This window comes from Enterococcus sp. DIV1328a (assembly GCF_050536905.1).
GTDB lineage: Bacteria > Bacillota > Bacilli > Lactobacillales > Enterococcaceae > Enterococcus > Enterococcus faecalis.
Map to the genome: position 1 here is coordinate 724,356 of NZ_CP172912.1, position 16,397 is coordinate 740,752.

General features: G+C 36.6%; 15 protein-coding genes, 1 tRNA gene and 1 pseudogene. 9 read left to right on the plus strand and 8 right to left on the minus strand.

Translation table 11 applies throughout. The features are described 5' to 3' along the window. Positions 1 to 20: 20 nt before the first annotated feature. Positions 21 to 230 carry a hypothetical protein gene (locus IGL93_RS03520; RefSeq protein ID WP_002368185.1) on the plus strand — a complete coding sequence of 70 codons (210 nt, stop codon included), beginning with the start codon at positions 21 to 23 and terminating at the stop codon, positions 228 to 230. A 73-nt stretch (positions 231 to 303) separates the two neighbouring features. Here IGL93_RS03520 and bopD read toward each other — a convergent pair whose 3' ends face one another. The 4 genes from bopD to IGL93_RS03540 are packed head-to-tail and all read right to left on the minus strand — an operon-like array spanning position 304 to position 5,290. Beyond that, positions 304 to 1,314: a LacI family transcriptional regulator BopD gene (gene bopD / locus IGL93_RS03525; RefSeq protein WP_002358859.1), complete on the minus strand. Its 1,011-nt coding sequence runs from the start codon at positions 1,312 to 1,314 to the stop codon at positions 304 to 306. A gap of 23 nt (positions 1,315 to 1,337) precedes the next feature. Then, on the minus strand, positions 1,338 to 2,345 hold the full coding sequence (locus tag IGL93_RS03530) for an aldose epimerase family protein (protein WP_002405005.1): 1,008 nt from the start codon (positions 2,343 to 2,345) through the stop codon (positions 1,338 to 1,340). Further along, positions 2,335 to 3,003 carry a beta-phosphoglucomutase gene (gene pgmB / locus IGL93_RS03535; protein ID WP_002355844.1) on the minus strand — a complete coding sequence of 223 codons (669 nt, stop codon included), beginning with the start codon at positions 3,001 to 3,003 and terminating at the stop codon, positions 2,335 to 2,337. Before pgmB ends, IGL93_RS03530 begins: the two co-directional genes overlap by 11 nt. Beyond that, complete coding sequence (locus tag IGL93_RS03540) at positions 2,996 to 5,290, minus strand: glycoside hydrolase family 65 protein (RefSeq protein WP_002355845.1); 2,295 nt, start codon at positions 5,288 to 5,290, stop codon at positions 2,996 to 2,998. The genes pgmB and IGL93_RS03540 overlap by 8 nt, the downstream gene beginning before the upstream one ends. A gap of 280 nt (positions 5,291 to 5,570) precedes the next feature. Between IGL93_RS03540 and IGL93_RS03545 the strand changes: the two genes are divergently transcribed. Both IGL93_RS03545 and mapP read left to right on the plus strand, forming a co-directional pair. After that, positions 5,571 to 7,739: a PTS transporter subunit IIBC gene (locus IGL93_RS03545; RefSeq protein WP_010713816.1), complete on the plus strand. Its 2,169-nt coding sequence runs from the start codon at positions 5,571 to 5,573 to the stop codon at positions 7,737 to 7,739. 65 nt (positions 7,740 to 7,804) lie between these two features. After that, complete coding sequence (gene mapP / locus IGL93_RS03550) at positions 7,805 to 8,629, plus strand: maltose 6'-phosphate phosphatase (RefSeq protein ID WP_010713815.1); 825 nt, start codon at positions 7,805 to 7,807, stop codon at positions 8,627 to 8,629. A 59-nt stretch (positions 8,630 to 8,688) separates the two neighbouring features. Here mapP and proC read toward each other — a convergent pair whose 3' ends face one another. Beyond that, a complete protein-coding gene (proC, locus tag IGL93_RS03555) occupies positions 8,689 to 9,504 on the minus strand; it encodes a pyrroline-5-carboxylate reductase (RefSeq protein ID WP_002355848.1) in 816 nt (271 codons plus the stop codon). Positions 9,505 to 9,630: 126 nt separating this feature from the next. On the opposite strand from proC, the gene IGL93_RS03560 reads away from it, so the two are divergent. The 3 genes from IGL93_RS03560 to IGL93_RS03570 are packed head-to-tail and all read left to right on the plus strand — an operon-like array spanning position 9,631 to position 11,180. Further along, complete coding sequence (locus IGL93_RS03560) at positions 9,631 to 10,593, plus strand: helix-turn-helix domain-containing protein (RefSeq protein WP_010713814.1); 963 nt, start codon at positions 9,631 to 9,633, stop codon at positions 10,591 to 10,593. Then, on the plus strand, positions 10,574 to 10,873 hold the full coding sequence (locus tag IGL93_RS03565) for a hypothetical protein (protein WP_002358867.1): 300 nt from the start codon (positions 10,574 to 10,576) through the stop codon (positions 10,871 to 10,873). Before IGL93_RS03560 ends, IGL93_RS03565 begins: the two co-directional genes overlap by 20 nt. Continuing rightward, positions 10,866 to 11,180: a nucleotide pyrophosphohydrolase gene (locus IGL93_RS03570; RefSeq protein WP_002363321.1), complete on the plus strand. Its 315-nt coding sequence runs from the start codon at positions 10,866 to 10,868 to the stop codon at positions 11,178 to 11,180. The genes IGL93_RS03565 and IGL93_RS03570 overlap by 8 nt, the downstream gene beginning before the upstream one ends. A 154-nt stretch (positions 11,181 to 11,334) precedes the next feature. On the opposite strand, the gene IGL93_RS03575 is transcribed toward IGL93_RS03570, so the two are convergent. Next, positions 11,335 to 12,015, minus strand: coding sequence for an ABC transporter permease (locus IGL93_RS03575; protein WP_024041649.1), 681 nt, complete (start codon positions 12,013 to 12,015; stop codon positions 11,335 to 11,337). 37 nt (positions 12,016 to 12,052) lie between these two features. After that, positions 12,053 to 12,694, minus strand: a complete 642-nt coding sequence (locus IGL93_RS03580) for an ABC transporter ATP-binding protein (protein WP_025192663.1) — start codon at positions 12,692 to 12,694, stop codon at positions 12,053 to 12,055. A gap of 498 nt (positions 12,695 to 13,192) precedes the next feature. Between IGL93_RS03580 and IGL93_RS03585 the strand changes: the two are divergent. The 3 genes and pseudogenes from IGL93_RS03585 to IGL93_RS03595 form a co-directional block, all read left to right on the plus strand. Beyond that, a pseudogene (locus IGL93_RS03585) lies at positions 13,193 to 13,393 on the plus strand (MerR family transcriptional regulator); the annotation flags it as partial. Positions 13,394 to 13,537: 144 nt separating this feature from the next. Further along, positions 13,538 to 13,969 carry a VOC family protein gene (locus IGL93_RS03590; RefSeq protein WP_002366322.1) on the plus strand — a complete coding sequence of 144 codons (432 nt, stop codon included), beginning with the start codon at positions 13,538 to 13,540 and terminating at the stop codon, positions 13,967 to 13,969. Positions 13,970 to 14,210: 241 nt separating this feature from the next. Next, positions 14,211 to 16,103 carry a TPM domain-containing protein gene (locus tag IGL93_RS03595; protein WP_024041647.1) on the plus strand — a complete coding sequence of 631 codons (1,893 nt, stop codon included), beginning with the start codon at positions 14,211 to 14,213 and terminating at the stop codon, positions 16,101 to 16,103. A gap of 87 nt (positions 16,104 to 16,190) precedes the next feature. On the opposite strand, the gene IGL93_RS03600 is transcribed toward IGL93_RS03595, so the two are convergent. Beyond that, positions 16,191 to 16,264: transfer RNA gene (locus IGL93_RS03600), tRNA-Arg, on the minus strand. Positions 16,265 to 16,397 lie beyond the last annotated feature (133 nt).

The following is a 16,397-nucleotide window of genomic DNA, read 5'->3' on the forward strand; positions in this document are numbered from 1 at the left end:
TTTGGGAAGGAATGTAAGAAATGGCGAAGGCAACGAAAATGAATGTTAACTATCGAGAGTCGATCTTGGATCGTGCGTATCGTTTAGAGCTAATAAAAAAAGACGAATATGTAAAACATCAAGAAAAATTATCATTATTAAATGAAAAATTGTCTGACGGGGAACCAGCTCAATTTGATGCAAAAGAAGAAACGTTTTGGAAAAAAATTTCGCAAAAAGTTATTTTATAAAAGTAATACATACGAATAAGAGCGTACACATAGAAAGAAGCGTAAGCAGTTTAACACTGCTTACGCTTCTTTTTTAATGAATAGGAATAACTGTTTCACGCTTAATTAATTTGTGAGGAATAACGAGACGGACACCATTCGTCAATTCTTCGTGGATTAATTCATATAATTTTTTCATCGCCATTCGACCTAATTCTGACGTGTCGATGTCAATGCTTGTTAGATAAGGATGTGTCAATGTTGAAAAGATTGAGTTGTTAAAACTAATAATGGATAACGTTTCAGGAACTTGATAACCATAGATTTGCGCAAGTTGCATCGTCCGCAAAGCAAAGATATCATCAATCACCACCAACGCCGTGGCATTATTTTGATGAAGGATATCATCGAAAGCCATGTAATCTTCAGGTTTTTCTAACGCAACGCTTGGTAAAACAGTTAATCCTTGCATCATCATTGCTTTTTGATAACCAAAGTAACGTTCAAAGTACAAACTTTCATGCGTTGTATTGGTCACAAATAAAATATTTTTATGGCCGTTTTCAATTAAAAATTCCGTCGCTTGTTTCCCTAATAATTGATTATCATTATCCACGTAAACTATTTCCGTTTCATGTTGGTAAGGTTGACCAATTAAAGTAAAGGGAATGTTGTTTTCATATAAGTAATCAATGACGGGGTCCTTACTATCTGAATACACAAGAATAAAACCGTCCACTTGCTTTTGAAGATGCATTCTTTTAACGTTTTCCAATAGTACATCAAAACTTTTGGCAGTTGCAATAGCAGTAGTCATATCATAAAGACGGGCTTCCTCGTTGATGGCTTCCATAATTTCTAAATAAAATGGATTCCCTAACCGTTCTTTCGAATCTAAAGGAGGTAAAATTACGCCAATGGCACTTGAAATTCGTTTACCCAAATTCCGTGCCGTCATATTTGGCACATAGCCTAAGTCATCCATGACTTTTCGCACTTTCTTTTTTGTCGATTCAGAAATACTTGGATGATCGTTAATGACACGCGAAACGGTTGAAGTTGCAACCCCCGCTTTCTTAGCGACATCTTTTACTGTAATTGCCATTTTTGCCACGCCTTTCTTAGTGATTATAGAAGGTTAAATTGATAAACCGTTTGGTAGGTTTGCTTTTTATTAGCTGGTAATAAAATAGAGCCCCACTGAGGATGATGAACAATGTCTGGATACTCTTGTGGTTCAATTGCTAAGCCATAGTTTGAATGCATCGCTTGTCCATTAATAGAAAAAGGAGCCTCAAAACCAGTCGTAGAAAATAATACCATACTTTGGTTCGTTGTTGCTATCGTCATTTTTCTTCCAGAAGTAGGTTCTTGTAAGCATAATTGTGGCTGTCTTAAGTCAGAGCCAACTAAGGGGAAAACATCATCTAACCCAGTTGGATAGCGTTGGAGGATTGTTTCGATAGGTGTCAGTTCATTAAAACGTATGGATAGTTCAGAAGCTGGTAAAATCCGTCCAGTAGGCAGCTTATTATCGTCTAATTCTAACATACCTTGACAGTTCAAAGATAGCAAATGTGACAGAATGTCTAACTTTCCGTCGCCAGATAAATTAAAGTAGGCGTGGTTTGTAGGATTAAAAAGTGTTTCCTGTTTACTCCGTCCAGTACTGATCATTCGTAAATGATTATCCTCTAGCTGGTAGGTGATGGTGGCCTCAATTGGTCCGGGATAGCCAGAAAGGGTGTCGGTTAAATGAAAAGCAACGCCAATGATATCCTTTTTTTCAAAGGGCTCGACTGTCCAATATTGAAAAGACCACCCCTTTGAGCCACCATGGATATGATGACCGTCGCTATTTTGTTCTAATATTCCATTTTGCCAATGGCCATTACGAATGCGTCCAGCAACTGGTCCAACAGTGGCGCCAAAAAAGCTTTGATCCTTTAATACATCTTGATACGAATCATACGATAAAAGGATATTTTCCCAATGATTATTTTTGTTTGGCATCAAAAGTTGATGGAGGCGCGCGCCATAATTGAGAAGAACGACTTCTAAAAAGTCGTTCTTCAAAGTAATTTTTTTTAAGTTTGTGTTTGGAATATCGGTTACGGTGATACGATTATCCTTCATGATCAAGCCACACTTTTTTTAAGTAATCAAACGTTAAAGCGCTCGTCTCTGGCACGATGGGCAACCCTTCGCCTAACTCTTCTTTGCGGCCAACGCCAACAGGCTGCGCTCCACTAGCAAGAATCGCTTGAATCCCAGCTTTGGCATCTTCAATGCCAAGACATTCTGCTGGTGTCAAATCAATTTCTTTCGCAGCTAAAATGAAAATATCTGGAGCGGGTTTGCCTGCCTGGACGTCTGCTGGATTAGCAATGGCATCAAAAAGGGGCGTCAATTGCATTTTTTCTAAAAGGAAAGGCCCATTTTTACTTGCAGAAGCCAAGGCGATTTTAATATTGGCTTCACGTAATTCCGTTAATAAAGAAAGAATTCCTGGATAGACATCTTCAGGCGTAATTGCTTGGATCATTTCCAAGTAATAATCGTTTTTCCGTTGCGCTAACTGGGCAAATTCTTCAGAAGAAAACGTGCCTTCTTTTTTTCCGTATTTTAACAGTAACTGCAGAGAATCTTCACGGCTTACACCTTTCAATTGTTCGTTGAAAACACGGTCAATGGAAATTCCAATTTCGTTCCCTAATTTTTTCCAAGCGTGGTAATGAAATTCTGCTGTATCAGTAATAACGCCATCTAAATCAAACAAAACGCCTTTAAACATGAACTTCTTCCTTTCTGATCGGTAAAACTAATCGATCTTTTAATGTGTATTTTTGATCGTAAACAGTTAATGGAATTGCAGGGCCGTCGAGTAAAGTGAAGGCCACTTGGTCTGCTGCAACTTCAACAAATAGTAAACGATTCCGGTAATTAATGTGGAACGAGTAGGCTGTCCATGTCGCTGGTAAAAAGGGTGCAAATTTTAGTTGTTGATGGTCCGTTTTCATTTGGGCAAAACCTTGCACAATAGCTAGCCAACTACCAGTCATTGAGGTAATGTGTAAGCCATCTTCTGTATCATTATTGTAATTATCTAAGTCAAGGCGCGCTGTTCGTTGATACATTTCCACTGCTTTTTCTTCCATGCCTAATTCAGCAGCTAATACAGCATGAATGCTTGGTGAAAGGGAAGATTCATGGACAGTCATTGGTTCGTAAAAATTAAAGTTCCGGCGTTTTTCTTCTAAAGAAAAGGCGTCATTGAAGAAATAAATTCCTTGAAGAACATCGGCTTGTTTAATGAAACAAGACCGCAAAATTTTATCCCATGACCAATGTTGGTTTAAAGGCAGCTCACTAAGTGGTAAATCAGAAACTGGCATTAAATCTTTATCTAAGAAAGTGTCATGTTGTACAAAAATGCCTAATTCGTTATCCACTGGGAAGTACATATTTTCTACAATGTCTGCCCATTTAGCTAATTCGTCGTCTGCAATTTTGAGCGTTGTTTCTTCTTGGAATTTTAAATAAGACTCACGGGTGTAACGTAGAACCCACGCAGCGATGGTATTGGTATACCAGTTATTGTTGATATTATTTTCATATTCATTTGGCCCCGTTACGCCATGAATCATATATTGTTTATGACGTTGGGAGAAGTGGACCCGATCTGCCCAAAAACGAGCGATTGCCACAAGTACTTCTAGACCAGCATCTTTGAGATAGTCTTCGTCTCCTGTATAGTTGACATAATTATAAATCGCATAAGCAATCGCACCATTTCTGTGAATCTCTTCAAAAGTGATTTCCCATTCGTTATGACATTCCACACCAGTAAAAGTAACCATTGGGTAAAGCGCACCCTTTAACCCTTGTTGTTGGGCATTATGAATGGCTTGAGGCAATTGATTGTGGCGATATTTCAGTAGATTTTTAGTAACTTCGGGCTTAGCCAACGCCAAGTAAAGTGGGACAGCATATGCTTCAGTATCCCAATATGTGGCACCACCATATTTTTCGCCAGTAAAGCCTTTTGGTCCGATATTTAAACGATCGTCTTCACCATAGTAGGTTGAGAAAAGTTGGAAAAGATTAAAACGGATGCCTTGTTGGGCTTCGTCATCTCCTTCAATAACAACATCAGCTAATTGCCAACGTTTTGCCCAAGCGGCAGCTTGCCCAGCTTTTGCTTCAGGGTACAAGGTGGTCATTTCTGAAAATAATTCGTTTACTCGTGTGATTTGTTGCGTTTCTGGCACATCACGACTGGTAACGACAAGCACTTCTTTTGTGATGGCGGTCGTTTCGCCTTCGTTTAAAGACACTGTCAATTCTGCGGTTAAGGCCAAGGGCTGTTGTGTATATGTAGGCACAACAGAGGCTCCATCGATGAAATGGCGCATACCTGCAGTCACTGTAAAACGCTCTATTTCAAAATTGTTAGGAATGGTCTTAGTCGTAACAAAGCCAAGTGTTTCTTGTGTTTCAATAGCTCTTTCTTCCCAAAAATGTTCTTCATAATTGCTGTCTTCATTTTGAACATCGCCATCCAATTTTGAGTGAAGAGTGATTGTACCTGTACCTTCCAGCATTTCAATTGTTAAGTGGATGTAAGCTGCTTCTTTTTTTTCTAAGCTTAAAAAACGTTCAAAAGAGAAGCGCACTTTGTTCTTCGGTGTTTGGATGGTGAATTGCCGAGAAAGGACCCCATTTTGCATGTCTAATTCTAAAGAAAAATCTTCGTAAGGTGTAGTGGCTAAATCAATTGTTTGTCCATCAATTTGTAAGTCCATTGCGATGAAATTAATTGCGTTAATCACTTTGCCGAAATATTCAGGATAACCATTTTTCCACCAACCAACACGTGTTTTGTCTGGATACCAAACACCTGCTAAATAGGTTCCTTGATGGTGGTCGCCAGAATAGTGTTCTTCAAAATTTCCCCGCATCCCCATATAGCCATTGCCAATGCTCGTTAATGATTCTTGTAACCGTAAATTTTCTTTATCTAAGTGTGTAGTACGGATTTTCCAAGGATCAATTTGGAATAAACGTTTGATTTGTTTCATGAGAATCCCCCTCAGTGATTTTATTGATAGGTCTATCATAAACGCAACCGATTGCATTAGTCAATAGTCAATGCTTAAAAAGTGTAATCTTATGAATAAAAGCTGAAACAAAGGTAGGGTAGAAGGAGCTTTATTTGCTTTATCAAAAGACAAAATAAAAAAGGATTAAGTAGTAGGGAGTTGTTTTCCACAATATTTTTGAAATTAAAGCATTTACAAAAAGGAAACAGGAGTATATAATGGCAACATAACGAAACCGATTGCGTAAGGAGTGGCAGGAATGAAAAAAATGTTTAGTTTTGAGTTTTGGCAAAAATTCGGGAAAGCTTTAATGGTCGTTGTGGCAGTAATGCCCGCAGCGGGTTTAATGATTAGTATTGGGAAATCGCTTCCCTTAATCGATCCTAATTTAGGTTTGTTAGTAACAACAGGCGGAGTTCTAGAGAGTATCGGTTGGGCAATTATTGGCAACTTACATTTACTATTTGCGTTAGCAATAGGTGGCAGTTGGGCCAAAGATCGTGCAGGTGGCGCATTTGCAGCGGGGATTTCTTTTGTTTTAATCAACCGTATTACTGGAGCCATTTTTGGTGTAACAAATGAAATGTTGGCAGATGAACAAGCTTTCACGCATACCTTATTTGGCACCAAGATTATGGTGAAGGGATTCTTTACAAGTGTCTTAGAAGCTCCGGCATTAAATATGGGTGTTTTTGTAGGGATTATTGCTGGTTTTGTCGGTGCGATGGCTTACAACAAGTATTACAATTATCGGAAATTACCAGATGCGCTATCATTTTTTAATGGTAAACGGTTTGTCCCATTTGTCGTTATTTTGTGGTCTACAATTGTCTCAATTGCATTAGCACTTATTTGGCCAAATATTCAAGCGGGAATTAATAATTTTGGGTTATGGATTGCGCAATCTCAAGATAGTGCACCTATTTTAGCGCCATTCTTATATGGAACGTTGGAACGTTTGTTATTACCTTTTGGGTTACATCATATGTTGACGATTCCAATCAACTATACACAATTAGGTGGAACGTATGAAATTTTATCTGGCGCACAAGCTGGAACCCAAGTCTTTGGTCAAGATCCTTTATGGTTGGCTTGGGCAACAGACTTAGTGAATCTTAAAGGTGCTGGTGATATGAGCAAGTATCAGTTTGTCTTAGAAAATTGGACACCAGCTCGATTCAAAGTAGGCCAAATGATTGGTTCTTCAGGGATTTTAATGGGGATGGCTTTGGCGATGTATCGTAATGTCGATGCAGATAAAAAAGCTAAATATAAATCAATGTATTTTTCTGCTGCTTTAGCTGTTTTCTTAACTGGTGTGACAGAGCCGTTAGAATTCATGTTTATGTTTGCTGCAGTGCCGCTTTATGTGATTTATGCCGTAATCCAAGGTGCTGCTTTTGCAATGGCTGATATTTTACCATTGCGTGTGCATTCGTTTGGAAATATTGAATTGTTAACAAGAACACCGCTAGCAATAAAAGCTGGTTTAGGTGGCGATTTAATCAATTTTGTTTTAATGGTCATCATTTTTGGTGTTGTCACTTATTTCTTAGCGAATTTCTTAATTAAAAAATTTAATTACGCAACACCTGGAAGAAATGGAAACTATGACAATGATAACGGCGAAGAAATCGCATCTGGCGCGGCTGGTTCAGGCGTCGTCGATCAGCAAATCGCGCAAATTGTCTACTTACTTGGTGGTAAACAAAATATCAAAGAAGTTGATGCGTGTATGACACGCTTACGTGTCAGTGTAAAGGATCGAGAAAAAGTCGGTTCGGAAGAGGCGTGGAAACGGGCAGGCGCAATGGGCTTGATTGTGAAAGATAATGGCGTTCAAGCCGTTTATGGACCAAAAGCCGATGTTTTAAAATCCGATATTGAAGATTTACTAGCTTCCGGCGTTGACATTCCAGAACCAGTTATAGCAGAAAGTACAACAGGAGTGCCAGCAACGAATTTCTTAGGTAAGAAAAAAGATTTCGTGGCTGTGGCGACAGGGGAAGTTATTCCAATGGCGCAAGTCAATGATCCTGTCTTTTCACAAAAAATGATGGGGGATGGATTTGCAGTTAAGCCTCTAGAAGGAGAGGTGGTGGCACCAATTTCGGGGAAAGTCCTAAGTGTTTTCCCAAGCAAACATGCGATTGGGCTACAAACAGAAGAAGGCATCGAAGTACTTGTCCATATGGGGATTGATACAGTTGAAATGGCAACTCCTGCTTTTGAATCTTTTGTTAAAGAAGGACAATCATTGAAAGCTGGGACGAAACTAGCTAAAATGAACTTGGATGTGATTGAACAAGCTGGCAAAGAAACAACGATTATTGTCGCCTTTACAAATAGCGACAAAGTGGAACAAGTAGTTATTAATCAACTAGGAACCACCACTGCGGGAACTGTGATCGGACAGATTGAAATTTAAATGATTAGGTCGGGCACAATCAATAATTGTGCCCGACCTAATAACATGTAAGAGAAGGGGAAAAGATGAATCTTTTAACAATCAATACTCATAGCTGGTTAGAAGAAGAACCATTAAAAAAATTAGAGGAGATTGCCAAGGTGATTTTATCTTCTGAAAGTGAAATAATTGCCTTACAAGAAGTGAATCAGAAAGTCGCTTCCAAGAAAGTGCCGTTAGAACAGTTAACTACTTTTTGTCCCGTGGCGACCCAAACACCGATTCATGAAGATAATTTTGCATATCTAATCGTTCAATATCTAGCTGAAAAAGGCCAACACTATTATTGGAGTTGGGAAATGAGCCACATTGGTTACGCTATTTATGAAGAAGGGAACGCACTACTTTCGAAATGTCCGTTGACTAGTGAAGCTCTCCTTATTTCAGAAAGCCAAGAACCAACGAATTATCGAACAAGAAAAATCTTAGTAGCGGAGACAGAGAGTTCAAAAGGTACGCTTACTGTTGTCTCTAGTCACTTTTCTTGGTGGGAAACACCCTGTACAGGTTTTGCCTATGAATGGCTACAATTAGAGAAATACTTAGCGATGGGGCAACAACCGTTGGTCATTTTAGGCGATTTAAACAACCCAGCTGGTACAACTGGCTATCAATTAGTGGAAAATAGTTACTTGCCGATTCAAGATGCATTTGTTGTAGCGGGAGAGACAAGCGGTGAAGCGACAGTAGAGAAAAAAATAGATGGCTGGGAAGAAAATGAAGCAGCCTTGCGGATTGACTACGCATTTGTTCCAAAACAGTGGCACGTACGAAAATATGAAGTAATTTTTGATGGTAGGAAAACACCGATAGTCAGTGATCATTTTGGCTTACTCATTCAACTAAAATAAGAAAAAGCGCTGAATTTTCAGCGCTTTTTCTTATTTATTCGCTCATGTAATTATTCTTATCAGTCTTGTTTGGCTAATTCTTGATCCCGAAGGATGGTGGCCTCAATCCCTTTGATGACTGTTGAAATAAACGCATTGTTTTCTAATTCGACAATCCCAGCAACCGTGGTTCCACCAGGAGAACTGACTTGGTCGATTAAAGTCCAAGGATTCTCTGTGCTATTTGCCAAAGTTTGAGCGCTGCCTAGTACAGCTTGTGTGGCAATTTCTAAGGCTAACTCTTTGTTCATACCATTTTTAACGGCTGCTCGGGCAATCGAATCAATAAATAAGAAAGCATACGCAGGAGTGCTACCTGCAATAGCAGTAAAAATCGAAAAATACTGTTCCTCTAATTCCCAGGCTTGGCCAACTGCTCGAAACAACGATAAAACAGTCTGGATGTCTTCAGGGGATGCAAAAGCGTTGCCACAAACAGCTGCTGCACCTGCGCCAATCAATGCATTCATATTGGGCATCACACGAACGAGACGGAGCGGTTGGGTAGTCTCAAACAGTTGATACAATTCTGCAATAGTCGTACCTGCTGCAATGGAAACAATTAACGGTTGCTTGTCTAAAATTGCTTCTTTTGCTTCAAGTAAAGCTGCTTGAACGAATTGCGGTTTCACCGCTAAAATAACTAAGTCAGCTACTGCAATGGCTTCTTGTGGTGAAGCAACCGCGTGTGCACCAATTTCTTGTGCAAAAGCGGCGGTTTTTTCGACTTGAATATCATAAAAATAAAGGTTTTCTGCGGCAATAAATTGCTTTTTTAGCGCACCTTTGGCAATAGCGGATGCCATATTTCCAGCACCGATAAAACTAATTTTCATAAAAAATTCCTCCTAAAAACTGTTGAATCTCTTTTTTCGTGTTACCATGTATCTAGTATAGAAGGAAACGCCAAAGAAAAAAATAGAGGGAGTAAAGTAAAAAGTGTTGGATTATGAGGTGATTAATTGGCAAGCAAAGAAGAGCAATATGCAGCATTTTATCAGTTTTTAGAGACCTTAGATTGTTATTTAACCACTACCAATGCTCTTGAGAATGAAGTAGCGCAATTTAAGGAAAATCCGCATCGAGAAATTGCGGGCTTTATGCTGGCATCTTCGGAAACCATTGACGTTCCGAAAGGATTTATTCGGATGCTCTATTGTTTAGAGCAAGATGGCAATGCTTATTTGGATCAACAAAGGTGTTCGTTTTCGGCTGGTCAAGTCATGATTGTCAATGAGGCCACCTCGGTTAGCTATCAGGGGCAAGGAATGTCTATGATTATATTTTATTTTAAAAAGCACTATTTTCTTGATACGCTCTTAAATCAGCTGGCGGAAGAACCAGTCATGTATCGTTTTTTTACAGAAATTGCTAGCAGTGAATTTGAAAACATTCCTCGATATTTCGTTTTTACCAGCCAGCCAAATTCGGATGTTCATGTCTATTCGCTATTATTGCTGAAACAAATTGTGAAAATGGCCTATTTTAATAATAAAGTGACCAAAGCGGCCTTTGTTTTGCTGGTGGTGGAACTAGGTCAACTGCCTAGAGAAGCTTTAAAGATGCAAGATAATTATTTGTCGAATCATCAACGTGTTGAGGTGATTTTAGCGTATATTGAGCAACAGATTGCGCATGTCACTTTAGCAGAAGTCGCCGCTAAATTTCATTTTCATCCGAATTACTTATCGAATTTTTTAAAAGAAAAAACAAACAAAACGTTTACGGAAATTGTCTTAGCCTACCGAATCCAATTGGCGAAAAACTACTTGAAGCAAACAGATTTATCGATTCAAACGATTGTTGAACGAATCGGCTATCAAGACAAAGCCTTTTTTTATAAACGTTTTAAAGAAGAAATGGGCATGACCCCAAAACAATATCGACAGAAAGAGGGAATGGCAGATGTACGAAGAAGTCTTTGAAGAATTTCAGTTAACTGTAGTAGAATTACCAATCGAATTCGTTGATGATTTGCCTGTCTATCGCGGACACTTAAAAGAATTAACGTTTCTTTCAGCGGAAGCCTCTTCACGAAAAAAACTCTACCAACAGCTTTTACAGGCTTATTTGTTGTATAGAGAAGAGAATCAAGCAGTTGTTGAAGAGGAAGAAATAACTTCCTCGTTATTGTCTACAGAACAGTTATTAAAATACTATGATGGTGAAACGTTCGATGGGTTTCAGTTGCCATCAAATGAATAAGAAGGCAGGGGAACAGATGGATACAATGGCAAAAATTAATCAATTTCGTGATGAAAGAAATTGGCGCCCCCACCATAATGAAAAAGATTTGGCGCTCTCAATTTGTTTAGAAGCAGCAGAATTGTTAGAACTTTTTCAATGGAAAACAGCAGAAGAAGGCATCAAACAAGAAGAACGAATCAAAGAAGAATTGGCTGATGTTCTCATTTACTCCTACATGATGGCTGATAATTTAGGGTTTGATTTGGACGAAATTATCGAAGAAAAGTTGAAGAAAAATGCGGTGAAATATCCAGTGCCACACTAAGAAGCTTGTATTTTGATTACACGCCCCAAAGTTTAGAAAAATATCAGTTTGGGGCGTATCAAAATTGATACTTTTTTAGTTTCAACTAGTTGTATTTGATTTAATCTATTGTCTCGAATAAGTAGATGAATCCTATCTGCGAAGTGGGTGTCGTTTATACTCCTAGTCTTAGCCAACGTTTATTATTTATCCTTGCAATAGCCAACGCGATGACTGTTAGAACTATAATATACAAGATAATCAATAAATTGTGGTCAAAACTAATTGAGTTTTCTGAGCCTTCTAAAAAATTCTGGACGTTTAGATATAATTCGTTTGAAGCATCAAATATTGCAAAAAAACGTAAAAATCCACCAATTGCAACAAAAAGTACTGTTGTAATCCAATAGAGTATGCTAAAACCGATAGATAAAAGAACGTTAGCAGATAAAAAACTGATCAACGCAACAATTAAAATATACTGAATTGAAATCATCGATAATAAAAAAAACATTTGCAGAATTACAGAAAAATCCATAAAAATAAAGGAAACGATAAATAACAGAACTAGAATACTGCCTAGGGTCTCTACGGTAAGTGTCAAAACTTTTTTTATATAAAAAGTAAGGCTATTGGTATTCATCATACGATAAAATAAAATTGTTTTTCCTGAGTACTCTTTATTAATAAAGAAAGAGACTAGAAACGAAAACATTAGAAAGCCAAATTGTGTAAATACAGTATATGTACTAAATAAGTATTCTCGGTAACTTAACCTAGTTACTTTATCGATGCCAATAGGTAGAATCCATCCCATTGCAAAGATTGCAACGATAATTGCAATTAAAATAATCATTATTTTGTTGGAAATCGTTTTTTTTAATTCCAAAATTTCACCCCTCAATATACTTCTGAATAACTTCAGTTTGATTAGTAAAACGCATCATTTTGAAATCTTCAATTAAGTAATAGTTGCCTTTTAAATTTTTTAAATCTGATAAATTGTGTGTGATGTTTAGAATAATTTTTTTAGGATGATTTTTTATATATGCAAGTAGAAATAGATAGATTTCATTAATTGTCTGTTTATCTAAGGCGTTGGTAATTTCATCTAATACAATAATTGATTTATCTTCCAGAAAAAAAGAAAGTAATTTTAGTTTTTGTTTTTGTCCATCACTTAATTGTCCAATTAAGGAAGTTTTAGAAATATTTGTAGCGTGCAAAGAATGAGCCAAGTGTGCGACTGAATCTAAACCAAATCTTTTCTCTAGAAGAATAAATAATTCGCAGACTTTTAAATCATTAGGGACATTAGAAAAGCTTGAAATAATCGTAACATTTTTACTTATTTCAGAAGGGATTAAACCACTCCGGTTTAACAATAAATCCTTAGCAAATTGTGATTTCCCTACACCGTTTTTCCCTAAGATATGATTAATCACCCCTTTTCTAAATGAAACTTTTGTATGTTCTAAAAGTAATTTATTATTTATTTTCAATGTGTAATCATTTAGTTCTAACAACTTAGTCACCTCACACAAACCAACTAATGACTGTTTCAATGACCAATAACAAACTAATTGCTTGTATTAGCTTTACAATCAAGTGATTTTTTCTTTTATTTTCTAATTCATCTACACTGAATAACGTGATTAAAACTTTATAACCATCAGAGTTTAACACAGGAACTAGATTCCATAACAACGCATATGAAAAAAAATGAATGAACTGTCGAGTATTTTATTTTTCAAAAATAAGAGATTGATGACCTGAATAAAGTTAATGGTTAGATGATTTCATTTTGATTACCTTTTAGTAAATTAAAGATTATAAAATTCTAATTTTAAGAAGGTATACTAATCGTATCAACTGTTTTGGTAAATGTAAAGGAGATTTTTAGAAAATAACAAGAGAAAGATCACGGGAATATTCAAATAAAATAGAAATGTATGAATAGAAACTTTTTCATTGACTTTCACATGGTGTCAAGGTTTATGATAAGAATATCAATTGAATGAAAAGGAGACTCTATGTATCAAATTGGGCAATTTGCCAAGTTAATGGATATTTCCCCACGGATGCTGCGTCATTATGAAAAAGCAGGAATTTTTGTTCCAAATGAAATTGATAAAAAAACAGGATATCGCTATTATAGCGCACATCAAATTCCTTTATTGAAACAAATTTTACTGTTAAGAGATTCAGGGTTTAAAGTTGAAGAGATGGCGGAAACTTTGAGAAAACTTAAGGATGCTTCTTTTTTGGAAACTATTTTGTTAAGAAAACGAGATCAATCGCGACATTTAATTCAAATGGAGGAGCAAAAGATTAAAAAAATTAATCAACAGTTAGTAGCTTTGAAGGAGGAAAAACAAATGATTAAAGGGACAGAAATCGATTTTATTGTTAGTGATAGCCTTAAGGCGCTTGCCTTATATAAAAAGGTGTTTGAAATAGAGGTAGTGGAAGCAACCGAATACCCTATCGGAATGAATGAAGCGGTTTTTCAACTTTATGGCACGAGGTTTCACATGTTAGATGCCAATGAAGAATATGGGTTAAAAGCACCAACCCAAGAACATCCCAATACTATCTGGTTTAATATAACAGTAGAAAATATTGAAGAGACACATCAACTGGCAATGGAAAACGGTTGTCAAGAAGTACAGCCTATTACTGAAATGATGGAAGGAGCGCTCAAAAATTCATTGTTTATTGATCCGTATGGGTACATGTGGATGCTCCACCAAATCTATCAAGAGTTGAGTTTTGATGAGCGGATTGAGATTTTAGAAAACGAGCTGTAAAAATCAATATTCTTGTGTTTGTTTAACTAGTTATCTGAAAAGAACGTAACGTTTGTCAACTAAGCGTTACGTTCTTTTTTATGCGTGTTAACAGAAATTAGTTAAAAAGATAGAGATTTGAACGTCTATATTCGGTATACTAACTATTAAGAAAATAAATTTTTAATACAAAAAAATTTATTTAGCTCTGTGGAAAATCAGAGCTAGAACATTCGGTAGGAGTGGAAGGGAGAAAAAATCAGTGTATGGGAAAAATAAAGTAGGGATAGAATTACAAATGAGCGTGGGGGAGTATCGAAAAATAAAAGTAAAAAGTATTGTAATGAAGAATTTAGTTTATCTAGCTGTTCTTTTAATAGGGATCTATTTGGGAATGAGTTTCTTAAAACGATTTGAAAGGACTTATTCAGCTCCAACAGACGATGTCGTAGTAAAAATTAATCAAAATCATCTTTTTGTTTCAGATAATGCACAAATTTTGAACGAAGAAGTCATTAATAATGTACAAAAAATTAATCAAGAACTTAGTAAGACGGAAACGAAACCACAACTAATGGTTATCACAGTTGAGCAAGTTCCTGAAAATGAAACGATTGAAAGTTTTACTAATCAAATAGGTAATAAATTAGGTATCGGAAATAAACTTTATAATAATGGAGTGATTTACTTAGTATCTGTCAAAGACAGGCAAGCAAGACTTGCAGTAGGCTATGGGCTTGAAGAGATAATCCCAGATAGTTTAACCGATGAAATAACAGATAGTACCGTGAAAGATTTTTATAAATTAAAGGATTTTAATGCAGGAATACATATTGTCACCACTCGAATTAAGGAACTACTTACTACTGATACTATGTCTAAAACGACCTCGCTACCTAAGATTAGTTTTTTGCAGAAAATTTGGTTATATTTATTAGGAATAGGAAGGTCGTTAAAGCCTTGGCTAATTATAGTTTTTATTATTGTTATGTTGTATTTTTTATGGGAATTACGTAATGCGGGGAAAGAACTTAGTGCCCGCTTGGCTCTAGTTGACATGGCAAACCGCTATAAGGAAGATGTAGCTATGTTTTATAATGGCGGTATTTCCTCTGAGTCAATTGTTTTAGGAGAACAATCGGTTGAATTTAAAGCTGCCAAGGCGCGTTTGGAGAAAAATATTTTATATCCTGAAAATTCGAAAAAAGAGATAATAATTCCCGCATACTATGATATGGATTTTGCATTTGGCGAGGTGACACCAAAGAAATTTATTTATAATTATGTTGCACAGTGGAAAGATTTAAGAAGCTCTTCTATGTGTGCTTGTTTTTGGAAGGTGAATCAACCATGGATCTATTTACCGCGTTTTTGGATAGGTGAAGTGTATTGGGAAAAAGTTCCAGAAACGAAACTGCCTGCGTGTCGGATTAGTGGAATTAATGATAACTTAATACCTGCTTACCTAAAAATTATTTTGTTTCCTCTTTCGATTTTATTAAAACATCCTTTTTTGGTATCTATGACTCTGATTATTTATGTTCAAGTTAGTTTATCAGAGCAGTCGTTTGCTTCGACAGTTTTCACACTAATCACAGAGATTCTGACATTTTTAGAAGACGAAGACTCTTTAGTACCCATGGTTAGTCTGGTCTATTTTTTGATTCTGGTCTTTTTCTTATTTGGTTATATAAAATCAATAGGTGTTGGCTTACAAAATAGATTGCATCTGGATTCTATGATCCGTAGGTTTTTAAAAGATATCCAGCAAGTAAGTTCAGAAAAATCAAAATCATTAAAACAATTAGCAAACGATTTAGACAACCAGCAATATAAAATTGAAAAAAAATTATTGCGGAAAAAAATTAGAGAAAAAAAGATTACCAACAAAAAAGCTTCAAAATCCTTCTATCCGATAAGATTTATTAAGACTACGTATCCTGAATACTATGATATGCGTTTTGCTTATGGAAATGTGTCTATTGCTAAATTTCTAGCAAGTTCACGTTCTGACAGGCAACTAAAAAAGACCAGTATGTATGCGAATCGTCATGATTGGTGGGTTACAAGCAACGAGGGTTCTTCTGATGATGGCTCCGGTGACAGTTTCGGAGGTGGGAGTTTTGGCGGAGGTGGAGGTACTTCAAGTTGGTAGAAAGTTAAACTAGGTTAGGATGAACTTGGGATAACAAAAGCGCCTCTTAGAAACAAGGGTTTCTAAGAGGCGCTTTTGTTATCGTTACGTCACAGGAGGGATTCGAACCCCCGACCGTCCGCTTAGAAGGCGGATGCTCTATCCTGCTGAGCTACTATGACAATAGTTGTAACACAACAAAGCTAATTATAATGGAAGTAGTGTTAGAAAGTCAATCGGAAATTTAAATAACAGAAGAAGTTTTTTTGGAGAGAGAAAGTGAAGAAAATAGAGAGTTTATATTGACGAGGTTTT

Coding starts and splice junctions, on each gene's coding strand:
- mapP (WP_010713815.1), top strand. CDS start 7,805: ATGAATCTTTTAACAATCAATACTCATAGCTGGTTAGAAGAAGAACCA.
- IGL93_RS03545 (WP_010713816.1), top strand. CDS start 5,571: ATGAAAAAAATGTTTAGTTTTGAGTTTTGGCAAAAATTCGGGAAAGCT.
- IGL93_RS03520 (WP_002368185.1), top strand. CDS start 21: ATGGCGAAGGCAACGAAAATGAATGTTAACTATCGAGAGTCGATCTTG.
- pgmB (WP_002355844.1), bottom strand. CDS start 3,003: ATGTTTAAAGGCGTTTTGTTTGATTTAGATGGCGTTATTACTGATACA.
- IGL93_RS03570 (WP_002363321.1), top strand. CDS start 10,866: ATGAATAAGAAGGCAGGGGAACAGATGGATACAATGGCAAAAATTAAT.
- proC (WP_002355848.1), bottom strand. CDS start 9,504: ATGAAAATTAGTTTTATCGGTGCTGGAAATATGGCATCCGCTATTGCC.
- IGL93_RS03565 (WP_002358867.1), top strand. CDS start 10,574: ATGTACGAAGAAGTCTTTGAAGAATTTCAGTTAACTGTAGTAGAATTA.
- bopD (WP_002358859.1), bottom strand. CDS start 1,314: ATGGCAATTACAGTAAAAGATGTCGCTAAGAAAGCGGGGGTTGCAACT.
- IGL93_RS03575 (WP_024041649.1), bottom strand. CDS start 12,015: ATGATTATTTTAATTGCAATTATCGTTGCAATCTTTGCAATGGGATGG.
- IGL93_RS03530 (WP_002405005.1), bottom strand. CDS start 2,345: ATGAAGGATAATCGTATCACCGTAACCGATATTCCAAACACAAACTTA.
- IGL93_RS03540 (WP_002355845.1), bottom strand. CDS start 5,290: ATGAAACAAATCAAACGTTTATTCCAAATTGATCCTTGGAAAATCCGT.
- IGL93_RS03590 (WP_002366322.1), top strand. CDS start 13,538: ATGATTAAAGGGACAGAAATCGATTTTATTGTTAGTGATAGCCTTAAG.